Consider the following 16,763-nt stretch of genomic DNA (forward strand, 5'->3'; position numbering starts at 1 on the left):
TAGCGGAATCGGGCGCTAAACGGGCAAATTCTGTTGCAGATTCTTGCCCTCTACACCGGGCAAATCCCCGGTCAGGGTTACTTTCGGCGCGATTTTACCGCCCGCGCAGCCGCTCCAGCGCGTCGGAGGAGGCAAATCCGTCGGCGGGGACCCCGATCGAGGCCTGAAAGTTGCGCAGCGCGTCCCGGGTCTGGCCGCCGAACTGGCCGTCCGGGGTGCCCTTGTAAAAGCCGCGCTGGGCCAGCAGTTGCTGGAGTTCCAGCCGCTCACCCCTCGACAATTCCCGTTCCTGCCGCGGCCATGGCTGCACGAAGGGCTGGCCGCCGCGCAGGCGGTCGGCGAAATGACCGATCGCCATCGCATAGGCCTCCGCCGGATTGTATTTCATGATGACGCGGAAATTCCCGAGCATCAGGAAGCCCGGTCCCTGCGCGCCGGCGGGCGCCAACAGATAGGCCTTTTCCGCCGGATGCGGGAAGGGCTGGTTGGTTGCGCGCTTCAGTCCGAGCTTTTCCCACTGCGCGATCGTCATCGTCCTGGCGCGGTCGGCCAACATGTAATTGAAGCCCTGCGGCACCACGACCTCGTAGCCCCAGGTCTGGCCGCTCTGCCAGCCGTCCTTCTTCAGATTGTTGGCAGTCGACGCAATCAGGTCGCTGGCATTGTCGACGACGTCGCGCCGGCCATCGCCGTCGCCGTCGACGGCGAAGCGCTTGAACGCGGTCGGCATGAACTGGGTCGGGCCGAACGCGCCGGCCCAGGAGCCGCGCATCTGCTCAGGCCTGAGATCGCCGCGGTTCACGATCTCCAGCGCCGAGAGGAATTCGTCCTTGAAATAGGTCTGGCGGCGGCCGACGCAGGCGAGCGTCGCGGTCGATTGCAGCACGCTGCGGTCGCCCATCTGCGTCGAATAATTGGACTCGATGCCCCAGATTGCGGCGATGATGTAGCGGTCGACGCCATAGGCTTTTTCGGTGGCGTCGAACTGCGCCTTGTATTTGGCGAGGACCTCCTTGCCCTTGGCGAGCCGGTTGTCGTTGACGAGGATGTCGAGATAGTCCCAGATCGATTTGGTGAATTCGGGCTGCGAATCCATCAGGTCCATGATGCGCAGATCGGGCGAAAGGCCCGCGGTGAAGCGCTGGAAATTCTCCTGCGTGATGTGGCGGCGTGCGGCATCAGGCCACATGCCGGCGACGCAATTGTCGAAATTGCCGGCCGCCTCGCGGATTGCGGCGGCGGTCATCAGCGGATGGCCGGAGGCCCCGTCTTCGCCGCTCCAAGGCAGAACTCCCGTCTGAGCGCCGCCGGGGCCGGGCGCTCCTTGCGAGGGCGCCGGGTTCGGGCCGGAGAAAATACCGCCGAACAGGTTCGACAGGCCGTTTTGCCCTTGTTGTCCCTGGGCCTGCGCGGACACAGGGAACAGCAGGGCGGCCGCAAGCATTGTTGCGCCGGTCAAAGATAACGTTACCGCTGTCACCGATTGTCTCATGTCCCACCTGCCCGGCCGAAAATCCGCCATCAGGAGGCCTCGTTACGGTTGCCAATATCTTAACAAACGTGAAATTTCGTTGGTCACCTTTTTCGCAAATTCGGTGAGAGGAAGCCCTACATCCGCCTTTGTTACCGGCTGCAAAACGGCTAGCAAGATGCCATTGCTTCTTCACGTGCGCCCCAAGGTATTCGATCAATCACATGAAAATCCGCAAAGCTGTATTCCCCGTCGCCGGCCTCGGCACCCGCGTCTTGCCCGCCACCAAGGCGATGCCCAAGGAAATGCTCACCATCGTCGACAAGCCGTTGATCCAGTACGTCTATGACGAGGCGAGGGAGGCCGGCATCGAGCACTTCATCTTCGTCACCGGCCGCAACAAAAATGTCATCGAAGATCATTTCGACCGGATGTACGAGCTCGACGCGACGCTAGCTGCGCGCGGCAAGAAGGCCGAGCAGGACGTTTTGGCGCAGAACCAGCCGGAAGCCGGCGCCGTCAGCTTCACCCGCCAGCAGGCGCCGCTCGGCCTCGGCCATGCGGTCTGGTGCGCGCGCGACATCGTCGGCAACGAGCCGTTCGCGGTGGTGCTGCCCGACGAGCTCGTGCTCAATTCGCCCGGCTGCCTGAAGCAGATGATCGAGACCGCGTCCTCGCTCGGCGAGAAATCCAACCTGATCGCGGTCGAGGCGGTGCCCGATCATCTCACCCACCAATACGGCATCTGCGGCGTGGGAAAGCGCACCGGCAAGATGTTCGAGGTCGACGGCATGATCGAGAAGCCGGCCAAGGGTACCGCGCCCTCCAACCTCTCGATCACCGGCCGCTACATTCTCCAGCCGGAGATATTCAAGATCCTGGAGACCCAGGAGCGCGGCGCCGGCGGCGAGATCCAGCTCACCGACGCCATGATCGGCCTCGCCAAGTCGCAAAAATTCTACGGCGTCGAGTTCGAGGGCGAGCGCCATGATTGCGGCTCCAAGCCCGGCTTCCTCCGCGCCAACATCGCCTACGCGCTGAAGCGGCCCGAGCTGCGCGAAGGGCTGATCGCGGAGATGAAGAAGTATCTCGGGCAGTAGGGCTCGCCGCCCTTTAAGCCACCAGCGACAGCTGCGGCAGGCTCGCCACCACCGACTGGTTGCGGCCGCCGGCCTTTGCGGCGTAGAGCGCCTTGTCGGCGGCGGCGACCAGGATGGCCCAGTCCATGCCGGCGCTGGGCGCGAGGCTGGCGATGCCGCAGGAGACGGTCGATCCCGCCCCGCCGTCGGACCAGCCCTGCACCTTGCCGCGGATCAATTCGGCGATCTTGAAGGCATCGGCGGCGGACGTGTCCGGCAGCAGCACGGCGAACTCCTCGCCGCCATAGCGTGCGGCGCAGTCGCCGGCGCGGCGCACCGAATCGGAGATGCAGATGGCAATGCCGACCAGCACCTGGTCGCCGGCCTGGTGGCCGAACGTGTCGTTGTACGACTTGAAGTGATCGGCATCGATCATCAAGAGCGCGACCTGCGTCTTCTGGCGCATGGCGCGGCGCCATTCGATGTCGATCGCCTGGTCGAACTTGCGGCGGTTGCGCAAGCCCGTGAGCGCGTCGGTCGTTGCCATCTCCTCGAGCTTGCGTTCGGCATCCGCGCGCCGGCTGATTTCGCGGGCAAGCACGATCGCCGATCCCAGCACGAACAAAGAGAGCATCAGCACCACGGCGCCGATGCGAAGCGCCTCCTTCTGCCACAGCGCGTAGACGGAGCCGAGCGGCTTTCCGGCCACCACGAACAGCGGATTGGTCCCGCTGCTGCGGACATAGAGCCGCGACGTGCCGTCGATCGGTCCCTGGCCGGCAAACGCGCCGCCCACCTTGAGATTGTCGGACTTCCAGTCCGGCCGTTCGCCGAGGTTCTTGCCGATGACGTCGAGATCGAAGGGCCGCCGCATCATGATGGTGCGGTCGCGCTTCAGCACGGTGATGGTGTCCTCGGCATCGAGGTTCAGCCGCTCGAACAGTTCGTGGAAATAGCTGAAGCGGATCGAGCCGGCGACCACCCCCATGAAGCCGCCATCGGTGTCGCTGATGCGCCGGCTCAGCACGATCGAATAGGCGCCGCGGAATAGCATTGGGCGGCTGATGAACAATCCGGCGTCGGGGTTGTCGCGATGAATCCTGAAATAGTCCTCGTCGGCGCGGTTCTCCGGCTGCGGATCGAGCGTGGAGGCGTCGATGGTCAGCCTGCCGTCGGCATCGAACACCTGGATGGCGCCGAAATGCCGCGCCGTGGTCGCATGATCGAACAGGATGAGGTGACGGACGGGCGTCGAGACCGTGGCGATCTCGGGCAGCAGCATGTTGTTGACGACCGCCTTCAGGGAAAGGTCGTAGATCTCGATATTGCGGCTGATGTCGGCGTCGATGGACGTGGCCAGGTTTTCCAGCGTCTGGCGGGCGAGCGCCTCCTCGCCGTGGCGCATGTCGAGCATGACGTTGACGCAAACGGCGGAAAAGCCGATCACCGTCACGACGGACGAGATGATCAGCAGCTTCGCGGAAATCCGCCACGGCCGCCGGGCCGAGGTTTCGCGCCATCCAGACAGCATCGATTACTCCCGACACTAGTGGATGCGCCCGAAATCTTGCGTAGTGTTTAAGCCGGGACGCCGGTGCGGCAATCAGTTAAGAAGCGGTTTCCGCGTCTGGTGCGATTGAACGGGTCGCGGCATGGACCAGGAGTTGAGGACGGCTGTGAACGACTACGATGCGTTGCGCGATTACCTGATGCGGCAGAAGCAGACGGAATTCGTGCTGAGCTTTGAACAGATCGAGGAAATCATCGGCGCGGCGCTGCCGCGGGCGGCGAACCGTGCCTCATGGTGGGACAGCCTGCGCAGCCCCGACATCCAGATGCCGCAGCGGGAAGCCTGCCTCGCCGCGGGCTTCAAGGCGATGCGGATGCCGGACGGCCAGACGGTGCGGTTCACGAAGCTGAAACCGACGAAGAGGTAAGGGCGCGCCGGTCTTCCTTCTTCCACAAGGGGAGAAGGAAGATAGAGGCTAGCTCGCCGCTTCCAGCCGCACTTCCGTCAGCAGCCGCATCGCGGCATCGGCGTCCATCGGCTCGCCGAAGGCAAAGCCTTGCGCGTATTCGCAGCCGAGCTGGTAGAGCTCGACCGCGTCGGAATCGGTCTCCGCGCCTTCCGCCACCACGTCCATGCCGAGATCGTGTGCGAGCGCGATGATCGACTTCAGGATCACCGGCCGGGTGCCGCGATTGGTGGTGCGGACGAACGACTGGTCGATCTTGATGGTGTCGAACGGGAAGCGCTGGAGATAGGCGAGCGAGGAATGGCCGGTGCCGAAATCGTCGAGCGACAGTCCGGTGCCGAGCTCGCGGATCCGCGTCAGCATTTGCGCTGCGTGCTCCGGATTCTCCATCACCAGCGATTCCGTCAATTCCAGCTTCAGCGTGCCGCGCGCCACCGAGGAGCGCGACAGCACCGTGCGGATGTCGTGGATCAGGTCGTGGCGCAGCAACTGTCGCGAGGAGACGTTGACGGATGCGAAGATCGGCTCGCGTGAGCGCATCGCGCGCTGCCAGATCGAGAGCTGCTTGGCGGTCTGGTCGAGCACGAACATGCCGAGGTCGATGATCAGACCGGTCTCTTCCGCGATGGTGATGAATTCCGACGGCGCCATGCGCCCGAGCTTCGGATGATCCCAGCGCACCAGCGCTTCGAAACCGGCGACCGAGCGATCCTCCAGCCGCACGATCGGCTGGTAGAGGATGGTGAGCTCCTGGCGCTCGATGGCGCGGCGCAGCTCGCTTTCCAGCGTCAGGCGGTCGGTCTTGCGCGCGCGCATCGCCGGCTTGTAGACGTCGATGCGGTCGCCGCCGATGCGCTTGGAATGATACATCGCAAGCTCGGCGTCCTTGATGATCTCGTCCGTCAGTTGGGTCTGCGGATCAGACAGGGCGAGACCGATCGAGGCGGTGAGAAAAATCTCGCGGTCGTTGAAGGCGATCGGCGCGCGGATGGTCTTGCGGATGGTTTCCGCAAAGGCGGTGATGCGCGCGGGATCCTGCTCCGACAGCAGGATCAGGCCGAACTGGTCGCCGGCGAGCCGCGCCAGCGTGTCCTGCGGCTTCAGGATGCGGGTGAGGCGGCGGGCGAGCGTCAGCAGGATGGAATCGCCGACCGCGATGCCGACGGAATCGTTGACCTGCTTGAAGCGGTCGAGGTCGATCACCATCAGCGTCGGTCGCAGCGTCGGCATGGTCTTGGCGAAATGCGCGACCGCGCCTAGCCGGTCCATGAACAGCTTGCGGTTGGGCAGGCCGGTGAGGTTGTCATGCACGGAATCGTGCAGCAGGCGCTCCTCGGCGTTGCGGAGTTCGGTGACGTCGGTGAGCGTGCCGACCACGCGCGAGACCTCGCCGTCGGAGCCGACCACCGGCCGCGCCTTCAGCGCGAACCACATGAAATGACCATCCGGGGTACGCAGGCGGAAATCCTGCACCAGCCTGCCGCGGCGCTGGTCGAGCACGCTGTCGAGAGCTGCGCGGAAGCGGTCCTGGTCGAGCGGATGCAGCACTTCGAGCCAGGAGGCGGCCGGGCCCTCCAGCGCGCCGCGCTTGAGGCCGAGCAGGGCTTCGGTCTCGGGGCTGGTGAAAACCTTGTCGGCGGAGACGTCCCAGTCCCAGATCAAATCGCCGGAACCGGCCAGCGCCAGGGCGCGCCGCTCAATGTCGGAGACGACGCCGGTGGTGGCGCCGCCGCCGGCGAAGGCGTGCTGCATGACCGTGAAGCCGATCAGCATCACGATCAGCACAAGGCCGCCGAGCAGCGCAGGGCCGACGATGTCGTTGGTGACGGAGCCCGCCACCGTCATGCCGGCCGCGACCACCCAGACCACGAGCAGGAACCAGGTCGGGATCAACAGCACCGCGCGGTCGAAGCCGTGGGTGGAGAGATAAACGATCAGCGCGAAGCCGGCGAAGGCGATCAGCACCAGCGAGATGCGGGCGATGCCGGAGGCCACGGCCGGGTCGAACAGAGCGAGCGCCACCAGCGAGCCCAGGAAGGCGAGCCAGCCCACGGTAATATGGGAGTAGCGCACATGCCATCGACTGAGGTTGAGATAGGCGAACAGGAACACCAGCAGCGTCGCCGCCAGAATCGCTTCGCCCGCCGCGCGCCAGATGCGCTCGGCGTTGTTCGACATGTCGAGCACCTTGCCCCAGAAGCCGAAATCGACGCCGATATAGACCAGCACCGCCCAGGCCAGCGCCGCGGCCGCCGGGAACATGATGCTGCCCTTCACCACGAACAGAATGGTAAGAACGAGCGCCAGAAGCCCGGAGATGCCGATCACGATGCCTTGGTACAGGGTGAAGGAGTTGACCTTGTCCTTGTAGGCGTCCGGTTCCCACAGATAGAGCTGCGGTAACTTATCGGTGCGCAGTTCCGCGACGAAGGTGATGACGGCGCCGGGGTCGAGCGTGACGCGGAAGACGTCGGCGGTCGGGCTGTCCTGCCGTTCCGGCCGGTCGCCGGTCGAGGGCGTGATGGTGGCGATGCGCGATAGCCCGAGGTCGGGCCACAACAGCCCGGAGGAGACGATGCGATAATGCGGGGCGACGATCAGGCGGTCGAGCTGGTCGTCGGTGTTGTTGGCGAGCGCGAACACCACCCAGTTCTGGCCGCCCTCGCGGGCGCGCACCTCGATGCGGCGGACGATGCCGTCGGTTCCGGGCGCGGTGGAGACCTGGATGCGGTCGGCGTCGCTGCGCTGATGCTCGAGCACGCCGGTGAGGTCGATTGCGGGCGCGTCACCGCGAACGCTGACAGCGTCGAGCGCGCGTGCAGGCGACGCGGCGACAAGAATCATGAGGCCCAGCGCAATGGGCGCGAGGCACCTGATCAGACGCAAGGTCAGTTCTCCGCGTTCGACGCAAACTTGGTGTGCAAGGCTGAACGTAAGGCTGGCACGTAAGGGCGATTTCAGACCGGACGGAATTGGTTCGGCGCGTCGCGATAGATGCCACGAAAGCGAGGAAAATCAAAGGGTTTCCGCCTTGCCCAGCGGGCCACCGGCCTAGACCTCCAACACAATTTTGCCAATATGTGCGGAGGTCTCCATGCGCCGGTGTGCGTCGGATGCCCTTTCGAGCGGGAAAGCGCTGTCCATCAGCGGTTTGACGCGGCCCTCGCGCAAAAGCGGCATCACTTTGGCTTCGATCGCAGCCACCATCGCCGCCTTGTCCGCATTACTACGGGGGCGCAAGGTCGAACCGGTATGCGTCAACCGCTTCACCATCACCTTGGCGATGTTGACGCTGACCTTCGGGCCGTTGAGGGTTGCGATCTGCACGATACGGCCGTCGACCGCGGCAGCATCATAGTTGCGGTCGACATAGTCGCCGGCGACCATGTCGAGGATCAGATTGACGCCGACCTTGTTGGTCTCTTCCTTGACCACGGCGACGAAGTCTTCGGTCTTGTAATTGATGGCGCGGTCGGCGCCCAGCTTGAGGCAGGCATCGATCTTGTCCTGCGAGCCGACGGTGACGAACACTTTTGCGCCGAACGCCTTCGCGAGCTGGATCGCCATCGTGCCGATGCCGGAGGACCCGCCATGGATCAGCAGCGTCTCGCCGGCCTTCAGCCCGCCACGCTCGAACACATTGTGCCAGACCGTCATCAGGGTTTCCGGCAGTGCGCCGGCTTCCTTGATCGACAGCGCCGGCGGCACGCTCATGGCCTGGGCGTCCTGGGCGATGCAATATTGCGCGTAGCCGCCACCGGCGACCAGCGACATCACGATGTCACCGATCTTGTGCTTCTTGGCGTTGCTGCCGACCGCGACCACTTCGCCTGATATCTCGAGCCCCGGCAGGTCGCTGGCGCCGGGCGGCGGCGGATAGGCGCCGGAGCGCTGCGCCACGTCGGGCCGGTTGACGCCGGCGGCCTGCACCTTGACCAAAATTTCGTCGGGACCGGGCTGCGGCACGGTGCGCTGTTCCGGCAGCAGGACCTCCGGCCCACCGGGCTTGGAGATGGCGACCACGGTCATTTGCGCGGGCAGCTTTTCCATGATTTGTCCTTGAAGACGAGGGCAGGATCGAGTGAGCCAGTTGATTAGCCAGAGCGCCCGGCGCTGGCAACCGCTTCAACTTCGTTTAACCGCCTGGCGGACCTGATCGGAGGAATGACGATGCCGATGGAAGACGACGACCGCCCGCGCAAGAAGATCAGCCATGAGATCGGACAGGAGCTCGCACTGTTGTCGGTCGAGGAACTGACCGAGCGGGTCGCATTGCTCAAGACCGAGATCGCAAGGCTGGAAGAAGCCGCCACCAAGAAGCGCACCTCGCGCGATGCGGCGAACAGTATCTTCAAGACGTAGTCGCTGCACCCTCCGCTGTCGTCCCGGCGAAGGCCGGGACCCATACCCACAGAAAGTGGTTTGGCGAAGACTCGGGGTTACCGGTTCGGGCGACGTTTCCTCTCTGTGGTTATGGGCCCCGGCCTTCGCCGGGGCGACGGTAGAGAGGAGCCCGCGATGAGACCACTGAGCCACTGACCGACATGGCTAACGAACCCTCAAAAAATTCGTTCGTTTACTCCCGATTAAGCTTTCGGGTTTATGACTGGAACTGTCCTCGTTTGGACACCGAGTGGCTCCTGTCCACTCTGTTTGACGCCTCCCTGTTATCAACTTTCAAAGCCGCCGGTCTTCCGGCGGCTCTTTTTTTTTCCTCTCACGTTGGTTGAATTCCGAGGAAAGACCCGCGGAAACCATATCCGCGCTTGTCGCTGGACTCCGCGGTTCGCCCGCGCAATGATTTGTTTATCATAAGCCGGTGCAAAGCCGGGTGGGTAAACAGTTGCGTAAGGGGCGTTAACCATGGAACGTTTGCAAGCCGACGGCGCTCTCGTTCAACTCAGCGAGCGGTTCACCAATTCTGCAGCATTCGGTGCCCTGTTCCGCGAGGGCATGGATCTGGTCGAACAGACCGCCGCCTATCTCGACGGCGACGGCCGCAACGAGGCCAAGGCGCTCGACCGCGCCGTCAGCTTGACTTACGCGACCGAGAGCATGCGCCTCACCACCCGCCTGATGCAGCTCGCCTCGTGGCTCCTGCTGCACCGCGCGGTGAAGGAAGGCGAGATGACGCTGGTCCAGGCCAACCGCGAGAAGACCAAGGTCAAGCTCTCCGCGGCCGATCCCGGTGCCGCCGACACCATCGAGAAGTTGCCGACGCAGCTCCAGGACCTGATCCATCGTTCGATGAGCCTGCAGACCCGCGTGCGCCGGCTCGACACCACCATCCACACTCCGCCGGCCGACCACATCGCGATCGGCAACCCGCTGGTGCCGCAGCTCAACGCCCTGAAGGCGGCATTCGAGCGGTAAGCGCAGGTGCCGTAGCAACCATTAAGTATGGCGTCCCGATAGCCTTGAGGCTGACGCCGCGCGCCGCGGCCGTCAAGGCGTGGCCTGGCGGCAGTTGATGTGAGGTGAGACGCGCGCGACGGCCATCCTTGACGGCCGCGGTGCGCGGCGTCGTCTTGACGGCAGGTCGGGACGAAGAAACGGTCGCCTGGTCGAACCAAGAAACGCGATCAGGTGACGGACACACTCACGGTTTTGGGCGGTTCAGCGACCCACGGTGTTCCGCGGGCGACGACGGCGTTGATGATGACGATCAGCTTTCTGGCACAGGCGACGAGCGCGCGCTTGTGGCCCTTGCCGGCGGCGATCAGCCGGCTGTACAGGGCCATGAGCTGCGGGTTCCAGCGGAAGGAGGCCGGAAGAGCTGCGGTGTAGAGTGCCTGACGCAAGCGCTGGCGTCCGCCGTCAATTCGACGGGCGCCGATATGCTTGCCGCTGTCGTCATCGTAAGGCGCAAGTCCGGTGAGGGCTGCGGCTTGCTCGCGGGTGATCCGACCGATCTCGGGCATCCTGATCAAGATGGCAACCGCGGTCGGCAAGCCGCTGCCGCCAACGCTGTAGATCAGATCGAGACGTGCGGCGAGATCGCGATGCTTGCGGATCGCTGCCACCAAGGCCTTGAACTCGGCTCGTCTGTGCTTGGCCAACAGAGCAATCTGCTCCTTCCAGAACTTCTGGATACGCTCGTCACGGCAGCTCTCCAGCCGATTTTTGAGCTTTGCGATGTCCTCCTTGATCTGGTCGATCATCGTCAGATGCACGGCAAAGGGCTGCAGCCGGGGGTCTGGAGCGGGATGGATGTTCTTGACCGCGGCGGTGCAGGCCGCAATCAACGCAGCATCGATCTTGTCGTTCTTGGCCCGTTGCAAATGGAACGTGGCATAGGCACGGACCTGGATCGGCTGAAATACGATGACGACAAACCGCTTGCGTCGCAGTTCGGCAACCGCCGCCTGCTCATAACCACCGCTCGCCTCGATCCCAACCCTCTTGACCTTGTGGCGCTTCAGCCACTCCACCAACTCCTGGTGACCTTCCGCCGTGTTCTTGACCTGCAGCTCCTCCGAACTGCCATCGAGCGCCACGTCGAGCTTGTCTTTGCTAGTATCGATTCCGGCACAGATCGTGTTACGTTTGGCCATCTTCCTCGACCCTCCCTTGTGATGCGAACCTGAAGTTCGTTCAACCATGCGGGTCCCGATGAAGTGCCGACCGCGATCTTGCTACGAAACGCAGCTCTCAGGGGCTTCGGTGGGCATCGATCCGATCGATCGGCGGCCCAGCCCGGGTGGCCACCCGGGCTGGGCCATTCCTCACGGAACCAGCCCATCATAGCCCGGCCCGCCAATACAAGGGTGGGCAAAGGCGCGCAGCGCCGTGCCCACCATCTCTCTTACAGGATCACGATAAAAGTTGGTGGGCACGCTACGCTTTGCCCACCCTACGAATTCTCGGCCCTTGTCGACGACCCACCCCAAACAAAAACGCCCCCGGTCCTGCCAGGGGCGTTTTTCGTGTCCAGCCTTGAGGGGCCCGATCAATCCTTTTTGAGGAAGCCCGAAAACTTCTTCTGGAAGCGCGAGACGCGGCCGCCGCGATCCATCAGCTGGGCGTTGCCGCCGGTCCAGGCCGGGTGCGACTTCGGGTCGATGTCGAGGTTCAGCGTGTCGCCTTCCTTGCCCCAGGTGGAGCGGGTCAGGTACTCGGTTCCGTCGGTCATCACGACCTTAATCGTATGATAATCCGGATGAATTTCGGCTTTCATGGCAATTCCTAGGGCGCCCGGCGCCTTGCTCGAGTGGCTATCGAATGACGGATTTGGCGGGGTCTATACCCCACAGGCTCCTTTAAAACAAGCCATTGTGGGCACAGCAGAACCGGGCCGTCCCCTAAGGGACATCCCGGATTTGCCTCGCTCCCTGCCGGAGCCTATGTGGAGCCAACGTCTCTCTTTTGGTCGGATTCCAATGAGCGCAGTAGAACGGCTTGAAACCGGGCCCGCTGAGGCCCCGTCGATCGAAGTCGAACTGATCGAGCAGCCGGCGAAAGGCCGTGCCAAGCTGCGGCCGCTGATGGCGCTCGCGCCTTACGTGGCTCGCTATCGCGGCCGGGCGGCGCTCGCCTTCGTCGCGCTGACGGTTGCGGCGCTGACCACGCTGCTGGTGCCGGTTGCGGTGCGCCGGATGATCGATTTCGGCCTGACGCCGGAAGGCATCGCGCTGATCAACAGCTACTTCTCGGTGATGATCGCGGTGGTCGCCGTGCTCGCACTCGCGAGTGCGTCGCGCTACTACCTCGTGATGACCATCGGCGAGCGCATCGTCGCCGATCTCAGGCGCGACGTGTTTGCGCATCTGCTGTCGCTGTCGCCGGCCTTCTTCGATTCCGCGCGCAGCGGCGAATTGGTGTCGCGGCTCACGGCCGACACGACGCAAATCAAATCCGCGGTCGGCGCCTCCGTTTCGATCGCGCTGCGCAATCTGATGATGTTCTTCGGCGCGGCGGCGATGATGGTGATCACCAGCCCGCGCCTCTCCGGCTTCGTGCTGCTTGCGATCCCCCTGATCGTGCTGCCGCTGGTCGCCTTCGGGCGCTGGGTGCGGCGTCTGTCGCGCAATGCGCAGGACACGCTCGCGGACGCGTCCGCCTATGCCGGCGAGCTGGTCGGCGCGATCCGTACCGTGCAGGCCTATACCAGCGAAGGGCTGGCGGCGAAGCGCTTCGGTGGCGAGGTCGAGCAGGCCTACAACGCGGCTCGCACGTCCACGCAGGCACGCGCGGTTCTCACCGCCATCGTCATCTTCATCGTGTTCGCAAGCGTGGTCGGCATTCTCTGGATCGGCTCGCATGACGTGCTGACCGGCGCGATCACGCCGGGCCGGCTCGGCCAGTTCGTGCTCTATGCGGCCTTCGCGGCGGGAGGCCTCGGCCAGCTCAGCGAGGTCTGGGGCGAGGTTTCGGCCGCGTCCGGTGCCGCCGAACGCCTGTTCGAGATTTTGCACGTGCAGCCCGACATCAGAGCGCCGGCGTCGCCGCGCGCGCTGCCGGTGCCGGGGCGCGGTGAGGTCGGCTTCGATCACGTCAGCTTCGCCTATCCGGCGCGGCCCGATGTCAACGTGCTCGACGCCGTATCGTTCACGGTGCGGCCCGGCGAGAAGGTTGCGATCGTCGGCCCGTCCGGTGCCGGCAAGAGCACCATCTTCCATCTGCTGCTGCGCTTCTACGATCCGAAGGCCGGCGCGATCTCGCTCGACGGCGTACCGGTGAAGTCCGCCGATCCGCGCGATTTCCGCGCGCGCATCGCGCTGGTGCCGCAGGAATCGAACGTGTTCGCGGCAAGCGCGCGCGAGAACATCCGCTTCGGCCGGCCCGATGCTGGTGATGCCGAGGTCGAGCGTGCGGCCGAGCTCGCGCATGCCGCCGAATTCATCCGCCGTCTGCCCGACGGCTTCGAGACCCCGCTCGGCGAGCGCGGCGTGATGCTCTCCGGCGGCCAGCGCCAGCGCATCGCGATCGCGCGCGCCATCCTGCGCGATGCGCCGCTCCTCCTGCTCGATGAAGCGACCTCCGCCCTCGACGCCGAAAGCGAGACGCTGGTGCAGACCGCGCTGGAAGAGTTGATGAGCCACCGCACCACGCTGGTGATCGCGCACCGTCTCGCCACCGTGCTGTCCTGCGATCGCATCCTGGTGATGGACCAGGGCAAGATCGTCGAGCAGGGCACGCATGCCCAGCTGGTCGCGGCGAACGGGCTTTATGCGAGGCTGGCCAGGTTGCAGTTCGAGGGGGCGTGAGGCCCTGTTTCATTCGCTCACTTGCACCTCGGCGAGCCCATCGGCACATTCGGCCACGGCCAGTTCTTCCAGCTGCCGCCCTCACCGATACAGGCCGACCCGCCGTTGGCCGGAGCCGGGCTGTCTGTCGGCGCAGGGGTGCTGGTCGGCACAGGCGAACCCGTCGTCTCACTTGGTGTCTTACTCGCCGCCTGGGGCGGCGGCGCGAGATGCTGGTCGACGTAGATCGTCGACACGTATCCGGCGACGATGACGCCGAGAAAGACCGAAGATCCCTTGGCCAGATCGCTCAGCCGCATCGATCCTCTCCATCTGCTTGCTGGTTGCGACACTAGCAAACCGCGTCGGGCCTCTCCGTGACTTCAGTCACGGCCGCCAAATCATCTTCAGCACTGGCCGTCCCGACGTCGGGTTCACGTCCTCGCCCTCATGGGCAAAGCCGTTGCGCTCGTAGAAGCGGATGGCGCGGCTGTTGTCCTTGTTGACGAGTAGCGTGACGCCCGATGGTGACAGGCGCTTGGCTTCGTCGACCAAAAGCCTTGCCGCGTCCGAGCCCCAGTGGCTGGGATCGACCACGAGCTGGTCGAGATAGCCGTCGCCGTCGATGGTGACGAAGCCGGTCAGCGCGCCGTCCTGTTCGGCCACCACGATCGCAGCCTTCGGCACCAGATCCTTGCGCCAGCGCTCGCGCCACCACTCCACCCGCGCGGCGAAATCGATCTGTGGATAGGCCTGCTGCCAGGTGCGATGCCAGAGGTCGATGGAAGCAGCCTCGTCCTCGGGACGGTAAGGGCGCAGGCGGAGCGCGCTCATTTAGCGAAGGTCGTCATGCCCGGGCTTGTCCCGGGCATCCACGCCTTTCTATCCCCGTGGACCGAAGATCGTGGATGGCCGGGACAAGCCCGGCCATGACGGTGGGGTGTGTATCGCGCGACCCTCACCACTACCGCTCCGTCAGCTTCAGCTCGATGCGCCGGTTGCGCTTGTAGGCGTCTTCAGTATTGGCGGTGTCGAGCGGCTGGAATTCGGCGAAGCCGGCGGCGACCAGGCGCTGGGCGGGCACGCCGAGCGAGATCAGATATTGCACCACCGAGATCGCGCGGGCGGACGACAGGTCCCAGTTCGACTTGAAATTCGGGCCATTCACCGGCCGCACGTCGGTGTGGCCGTCGACGCGCAGCACCCAGGCGATCTCGGGCGGGATTTTCTTGTCGAGCTCGATCAGCGCGGCCGCGACCGTGTCGAGCTCGGCGCGGCCTTCGGGCAGCAGCGTCGCCTGTCCGGTGTCGAAGAACACTTCGGACTGAAACACGAAGCGGTCGCCGACCACGCGAATATCAGGACGATTGCCGAGAATGGCGCGGAGACGGCCGAAGAACTCGGAGCGGTAGCGCGACAATTCCTGCACGCGCTGCGCCAGCGCGACGTTGAGGCGGGAGCCGAGATCGGCGATACGGTTCTGCGATTCCTTGTCGCGCTTCTCGCTGGCGTCGAGTGCCTCCTCCAGCGCCGCCAATTGCCGGCGCAGCGCGCTGATCTGCTGGTTCAGCACCTCGATCTGCGCCAGCGCCCGCGCCGAGACCGCCTTCTCGGAGTCCAGCGCCTTGCCGAGCTCGGTGGTCTTGCCCTGCGCGTCGTTGCCGGCATTGGCGAGGCCCTCATAGAGGCCCTTCATGCGGTCGCGCTCGGTCTCGGCCGAGGCGAGCCCGGCCTTCAGCTGCGAAACCTCGTCGTCGAGGCTGAGCTTGCCGAGCTTCTCCAGCGACAGCAGCTCGTTGAGCTGGGCGATCTTGGCGTTGAGTTGCTCCAGCGCCTTGTCCTTGCCGGTCACCTCCTGCGACAGGAAGAACTGCACGACCAGGAATACCGAGAGCAGGAACACGATCGACAGCACCAGCGTCGACAGCGCGTCGACGAATCCGGGCCAGTAATTGAAGGCGCCTTCGCTGCGGCGGCCGCGGGCTAGAGCCATGCTCGTCTCTCAGATGCTGATTGGTTAACTCTTCTCGGGCTGGCGCGCGATGCGCTCCAGCAGGCGGCGGATCTCGCGGTTCTGTTCGCCCTGGCCGTCGGCCCATTCGCGGATCATCTGCTGCTCGGTCCGCATGTGCGAGACCAGCGCCTGGATGGCTTCGGCCAGGCTCGCCATCGCCGCGGTGGTGCCGCGGCTGGCGCTGCCTTCCTCGAGCACGGAGCGCAAGCGCTCGACGGCAGCCTGAAGCTCGCCGCTGGCAACACCGCCGCCACCGGAGGCCGCGACCGCGACCTCGCCGCTGCCGTACTCGCGCACGGTGGTAGCGAGCCAGTCTTCGAGGTCGGTGTAGAAGCGGTTCTGCGCCTGGCTCGATTGCAGATCGAGGAAGCCGAGGATCAGTGAGCCGGCGAGGCCGAACAGTGAGCTGGAGAACGAGATGCCCATGCCGCCGAGCGGAGCGGCCAGCCCCTCCTTCAGCGTGTCGAACAGCGCGCCGGCGTCGCCCCCGACCTTGAGCCCGTCGATCACTTTGCCGACCGAGCCGACCGTCTCGATCAGGCCCCAGAAGGTGCCGAGCAGGCCGAGGAAGACCAGCAGCCCGGTCATGTAGCGGGAGATGTCGCGGGACTCGTCGAGGCGGGTCGCGATGGAATCGAGCAGGTGCCGCATGGTGGTCTGGGTGATGGTCATCCGCCCGGTGCGCTCGCCGCCCAGGATCATCGCCATCGGCGCCAGCAGTTTCGGGTGCCGGGCCGGCGCCAGGCCGGGATCGGCGATACGGAAATTGTTGACCCAGGAGACTTCGGGGTAGAGCCGGATGACCTGGCGGAAGGCCAGCACGATGCCGATGAACAGCACCGCCCCGATCAGGGCGTTGAGGCCCGGATTGGCAAAGAAGGCCTGGATAATCTGCTTGTAGAGCACCACGCCCACCAGCGCGCACAGCACCAGAAAGACCAGCATCCGCACCAGGAAAACGCTGGGGGAGGACAGTTTCGCGTATTCGATGTCGAGGGTGGAGCGAGGCGAGGCGCCTGACGGCATGGCCGGTATCAT

15 protein-coding genes are annotated in these 16,763 nt (G+C 64.8%); 5 read left to right on the forward strand and 10 right to left on the reverse strand.

The window, feature by feature from the left end; genetic code table 11:
• Positions 1-94 precede the first annotated feature (94 nt).
• Positions 95-1,444 (reverse strand): lytic murein transglycosylase, encoded by a 1,350-nt coding sequence (locus tag JJE66_RS14705; protein ID WP_246756189.1) that lies wholly within the window; start codon positions 1,442-1,444, stop codon positions 95-97.
• 251 nt (positions 1,445-1,695) lie between these two features.
• On the opposite strand from JJE66_RS14705, the gene JJE66_RS14710 reads away from it, so the two are divergent.
• Positions 1,696-2,571: a UTP--glucose-1-phosphate uridylyltransferase gene (locus JJE66_RS14710; protein ID WP_200514949.1), complete on the forward strand. Its 876-nt coding sequence runs from the start codon at positions 1,696-1,698 to the stop codon at positions 2,569-2,571.
• Positions 2,572-2,584: 13 nt separating this feature from the next.
• On the opposite strand, the gene JJE66_RS14715 is transcribed toward JJE66_RS14710, so the two are convergent.
• Positions 2,585-4,081: a diguanylate cyclase gene (locus JJE66_RS14715; protein WP_200514950.1), complete on the reverse strand. Its 1,497-nt coding sequence runs from the start codon at positions 4,079-4,081 to the stop codon at positions 2,585-2,587.
• 145 nt (positions 4,082-4,226) lie between these two features.
• Here JJE66_RS14715 and JJE66_RS14720 point away from each other — a divergent pair, with 145 nt between their 5' ends.
• The gene (locus JJE66_RS14720) at positions 4,227-4,487 is read left to right on the forward strand and encodes a hypothetical protein (protein ID WP_200514951.1); all 261 of its coding nucleotides are present in this window, start codon (positions 4,227-4,229) and stop codon (positions 4,485-4,487) included.
• 48 nt (positions 4,488-4,535) lie between these two features.
• On the opposite strand, the gene JJE66_RS14725 is transcribed toward JJE66_RS14720, so the two are convergent.
• A complete protein-coding gene (locus JJE66_RS14725) occupies positions 4,536-7,412 on the reverse strand; it encodes an EAL domain-containing protein (RefSeq protein ID WP_200514952.1) in 2,877 nt (958 codons plus the stop codon).
• Between the two features lie 165 nt (positions 7,413-7,577).
• A complete protein-coding gene (locus JJE66_RS14730) occupies positions 7,578-8,576 on the reverse strand; it encodes an NAD(P)H-quinone oxidoreductase (protein ID WP_200514953.1) in 999 nt (332 codons plus the stop codon).
• A gap of 120 nt (positions 8,577-8,696) precedes the next feature.
• On the opposite strand from JJE66_RS14730, the gene JJE66_RS14735 reads away from it, so the two are divergent.
• Positions 8,697-8,888 (forward strand): DUF1192 domain-containing protein, encoded by a 192-nt coding sequence (locus tag JJE66_RS14735; RefSeq protein WP_200514954.1) that lies wholly within the window; start codon positions 8,697-8,699, stop codon positions 8,886-8,888.
• A gap of 501 nt (positions 8,889-9,389) precedes the next feature.
• Positions 9,390-9,899, forward strand: a complete 510-nt coding sequence (locus tag JJE66_RS14740) for a DUF1465 family protein (protein WP_200514955.1) — start codon at positions 9,390-9,392, stop codon at positions 9,897-9,899.
• 209 nt (positions 9,900-10,108) lie between these two features.
• On the opposite strand, the gene JJE66_RS14745 is transcribed toward JJE66_RS14740, so the two are convergent.
• Positions 10,109-11,080 (reverse strand): IS110 family transposase, encoded by a 972-nt coding sequence (locus tag JJE66_RS14745; protein ID WP_200513218.1) that lies wholly within the window; start codon positions 11,078-11,080, stop codon positions 10,109-10,111.
• A 395-nt stretch (positions 11,081-11,475) separates the two neighbouring features.
• Positions 11,476-11,703, reverse strand: a complete 228-nt coding sequence (rpmE, locus tag JJE66_RS14750) for a 50S ribosomal protein L31 (protein ID WP_027530154.1) — start codon at positions 11,701-11,703, stop codon at positions 11,476-11,478.
• 202 nt (positions 11,704-11,905) lie between these two features.
• Between rpmE and JJE66_RS14755 the strand changes: the two genes are divergently transcribed.
• Entirely contained in the window at positions 11,906-13,732 is a 1,827-nt protein-coding gene (locus JJE66_RS14755) for an ABC transporter ATP-binding protein/permease (RefSeq protein WP_200514956.1), read from the forward strand.
• A 17-nt stretch (positions 13,733-13,749) separates the two neighbouring features.
• On the opposite strand, the gene JJE66_RS14760 is transcribed toward JJE66_RS14755, so the two are convergent.
• The 4 genes from JJE66_RS14760 to JJE66_RS14775 all read right to left on the reverse strand — a co-directional run bounded on the left by JJE66_RS14760 (position 13,750) and on the right by JJE66_RS14775 (position 16,751).
• The gene (locus tag JJE66_RS14760; protein ID WP_200514957.1) at positions 13,750-14,031 is read right to left on the reverse strand and encodes a hypothetical protein; all 282 of its coding nucleotides are present in this window, start codon (positions 14,029-14,031) and stop codon (positions 13,750-13,752) included.
• A gap of 67 nt (positions 14,032-14,098) precedes the next feature.
• Positions 14,099-14,545, reverse strand: coding sequence for a GNAT family N-acetyltransferase (locus JJE66_RS14765; protein WP_200514958.1), 447 nt, complete (start codon positions 14,543-14,545; stop codon positions 14,099-14,101).
• 130 nt (positions 14,546-14,675) lie between these two features.
• Complete coding sequence (locus JJE66_RS14770; RefSeq protein ID WP_200514959.1) at positions 14,676-15,704, reverse strand: peptidoglycan -binding protein; 1,029 nt, start codon at positions 15,702-15,704, stop codon at positions 14,676-14,678.
• 24 nt (positions 15,705-15,728) lie between these two features.
• Complete coding sequence (locus JJE66_RS14775) at positions 15,729-16,751, reverse strand: flagellar motor protein MotA (RefSeq protein WP_200514960.1); 1,023 nt, start codon at positions 16,749-16,751, stop codon at positions 15,729-15,731.
• Between the last annotated feature and the right edge of the window lie 12 nt (positions 16,752-16,763).

It is taken from the genome of Bradyrhizobium diazoefficiens (assembly GCF_016612535.1).
GTDB lineage: Bacteria > Pseudomonadota > Alphaproteobacteria > Rhizobiales > Xanthobacteraceae > Bradyrhizobium > Bradyrhizobium diazoefficiens_C.

What these genes read in the sequence shown, in the direction of transcription:
- JJE66_RS14755 (WP_200514956.1), top strand. Translation starts at nt 11,906, where the DNA reads ATGAGCGCAGTAGAACGGCTTGAAACCGGGCCCGCTGAGGCCCCGTCG.
- JJE66_RS14730 (WP_200514953.1), bottom strand. Translation starts at nt 8,576, where the DNA reads ATGGAAAAGCTGCCCGCGCAAATGACCGTGGTCGCCATCTCCAAGCCC.
- JJE66_RS14710 (WP_200514949.1), top strand. Translation starts at nt 1,696, where the DNA reads ATGAAAATCCGCAAAGCTGTATTCCCCGTCGCCGGCCTCGGCACCCGC.
- JJE66_RS14705 (WP_246756189.1), bottom strand. Translation starts at nt 1,444, where the DNA reads ATGCTTGCGGCCGCCCTGCTGTTCCCTGTGTCCGCGCAGGCCCAGGGA.
- rpmE (WP_027530154.1), bottom strand. Translation starts at nt 11,703, where the DNA reads ATGAAAGCCGAAATTCATCCGGATTATCATACGATTAAGGTCGTGATG.
- JJE66_RS14745 (WP_200513218.1), bottom strand. Translation starts at nt 11,080, where the DNA reads ATGGCCAAACGTAACACGATCTGTGCCGGAATCGATACTAGCAAAGAC.
- JJE66_RS14735 (WP_200514954.1), top strand. Translation starts at nt 8,697, where the DNA reads ATGCCGATGGAAGACGACGACCGCCCGCGCAAGAAGATCAGCCATGAG.
- JJE66_RS14760 (WP_200514957.1), bottom strand. Translation starts at nt 14,031, where the DNA reads ATGCGGCTGAGCGATCTGGCCAAGGGATCTTCGGTCTTTCTCGGCGTC.
- JJE66_RS14775 (WP_200514960.1), bottom strand. Translation starts at nt 16,751, where the DNA reads ATGCCGTCAGGCGCCTCGCCTCGCTCCACCCTCGACATCGAATACGCG.
- JJE66_RS14765 (WP_200514958.1), bottom strand. Translation starts at nt 14,545, where the DNA reads ATGAGCGCGCTCCGCCTGCGCCCTTACCGTCCCGAGGACGAGGCTGCT.
- JJE66_RS14770 (WP_200514959.1), bottom strand. Translation starts at nt 15,704, where the DNA reads ATGGCTCTAGCCCGCGGCCGCCGCAGCGAAGGCGCCTTCAATTACTGG.
- JJE66_RS14740 (WP_200514955.1), top strand. Translation starts at nt 9,390, where the DNA reads ATGGAACGTTTGCAAGCCGACGGCGCTCTCGTTCAACTCAGCGAGCGG.
- JJE66_RS14715 (WP_200514950.1), bottom strand. Translation starts at nt 4,081, where the DNA reads ATGCTGTCTGGATGGCGCGAAACCTCGGCCCGGCGGCCGTGGCGGATT.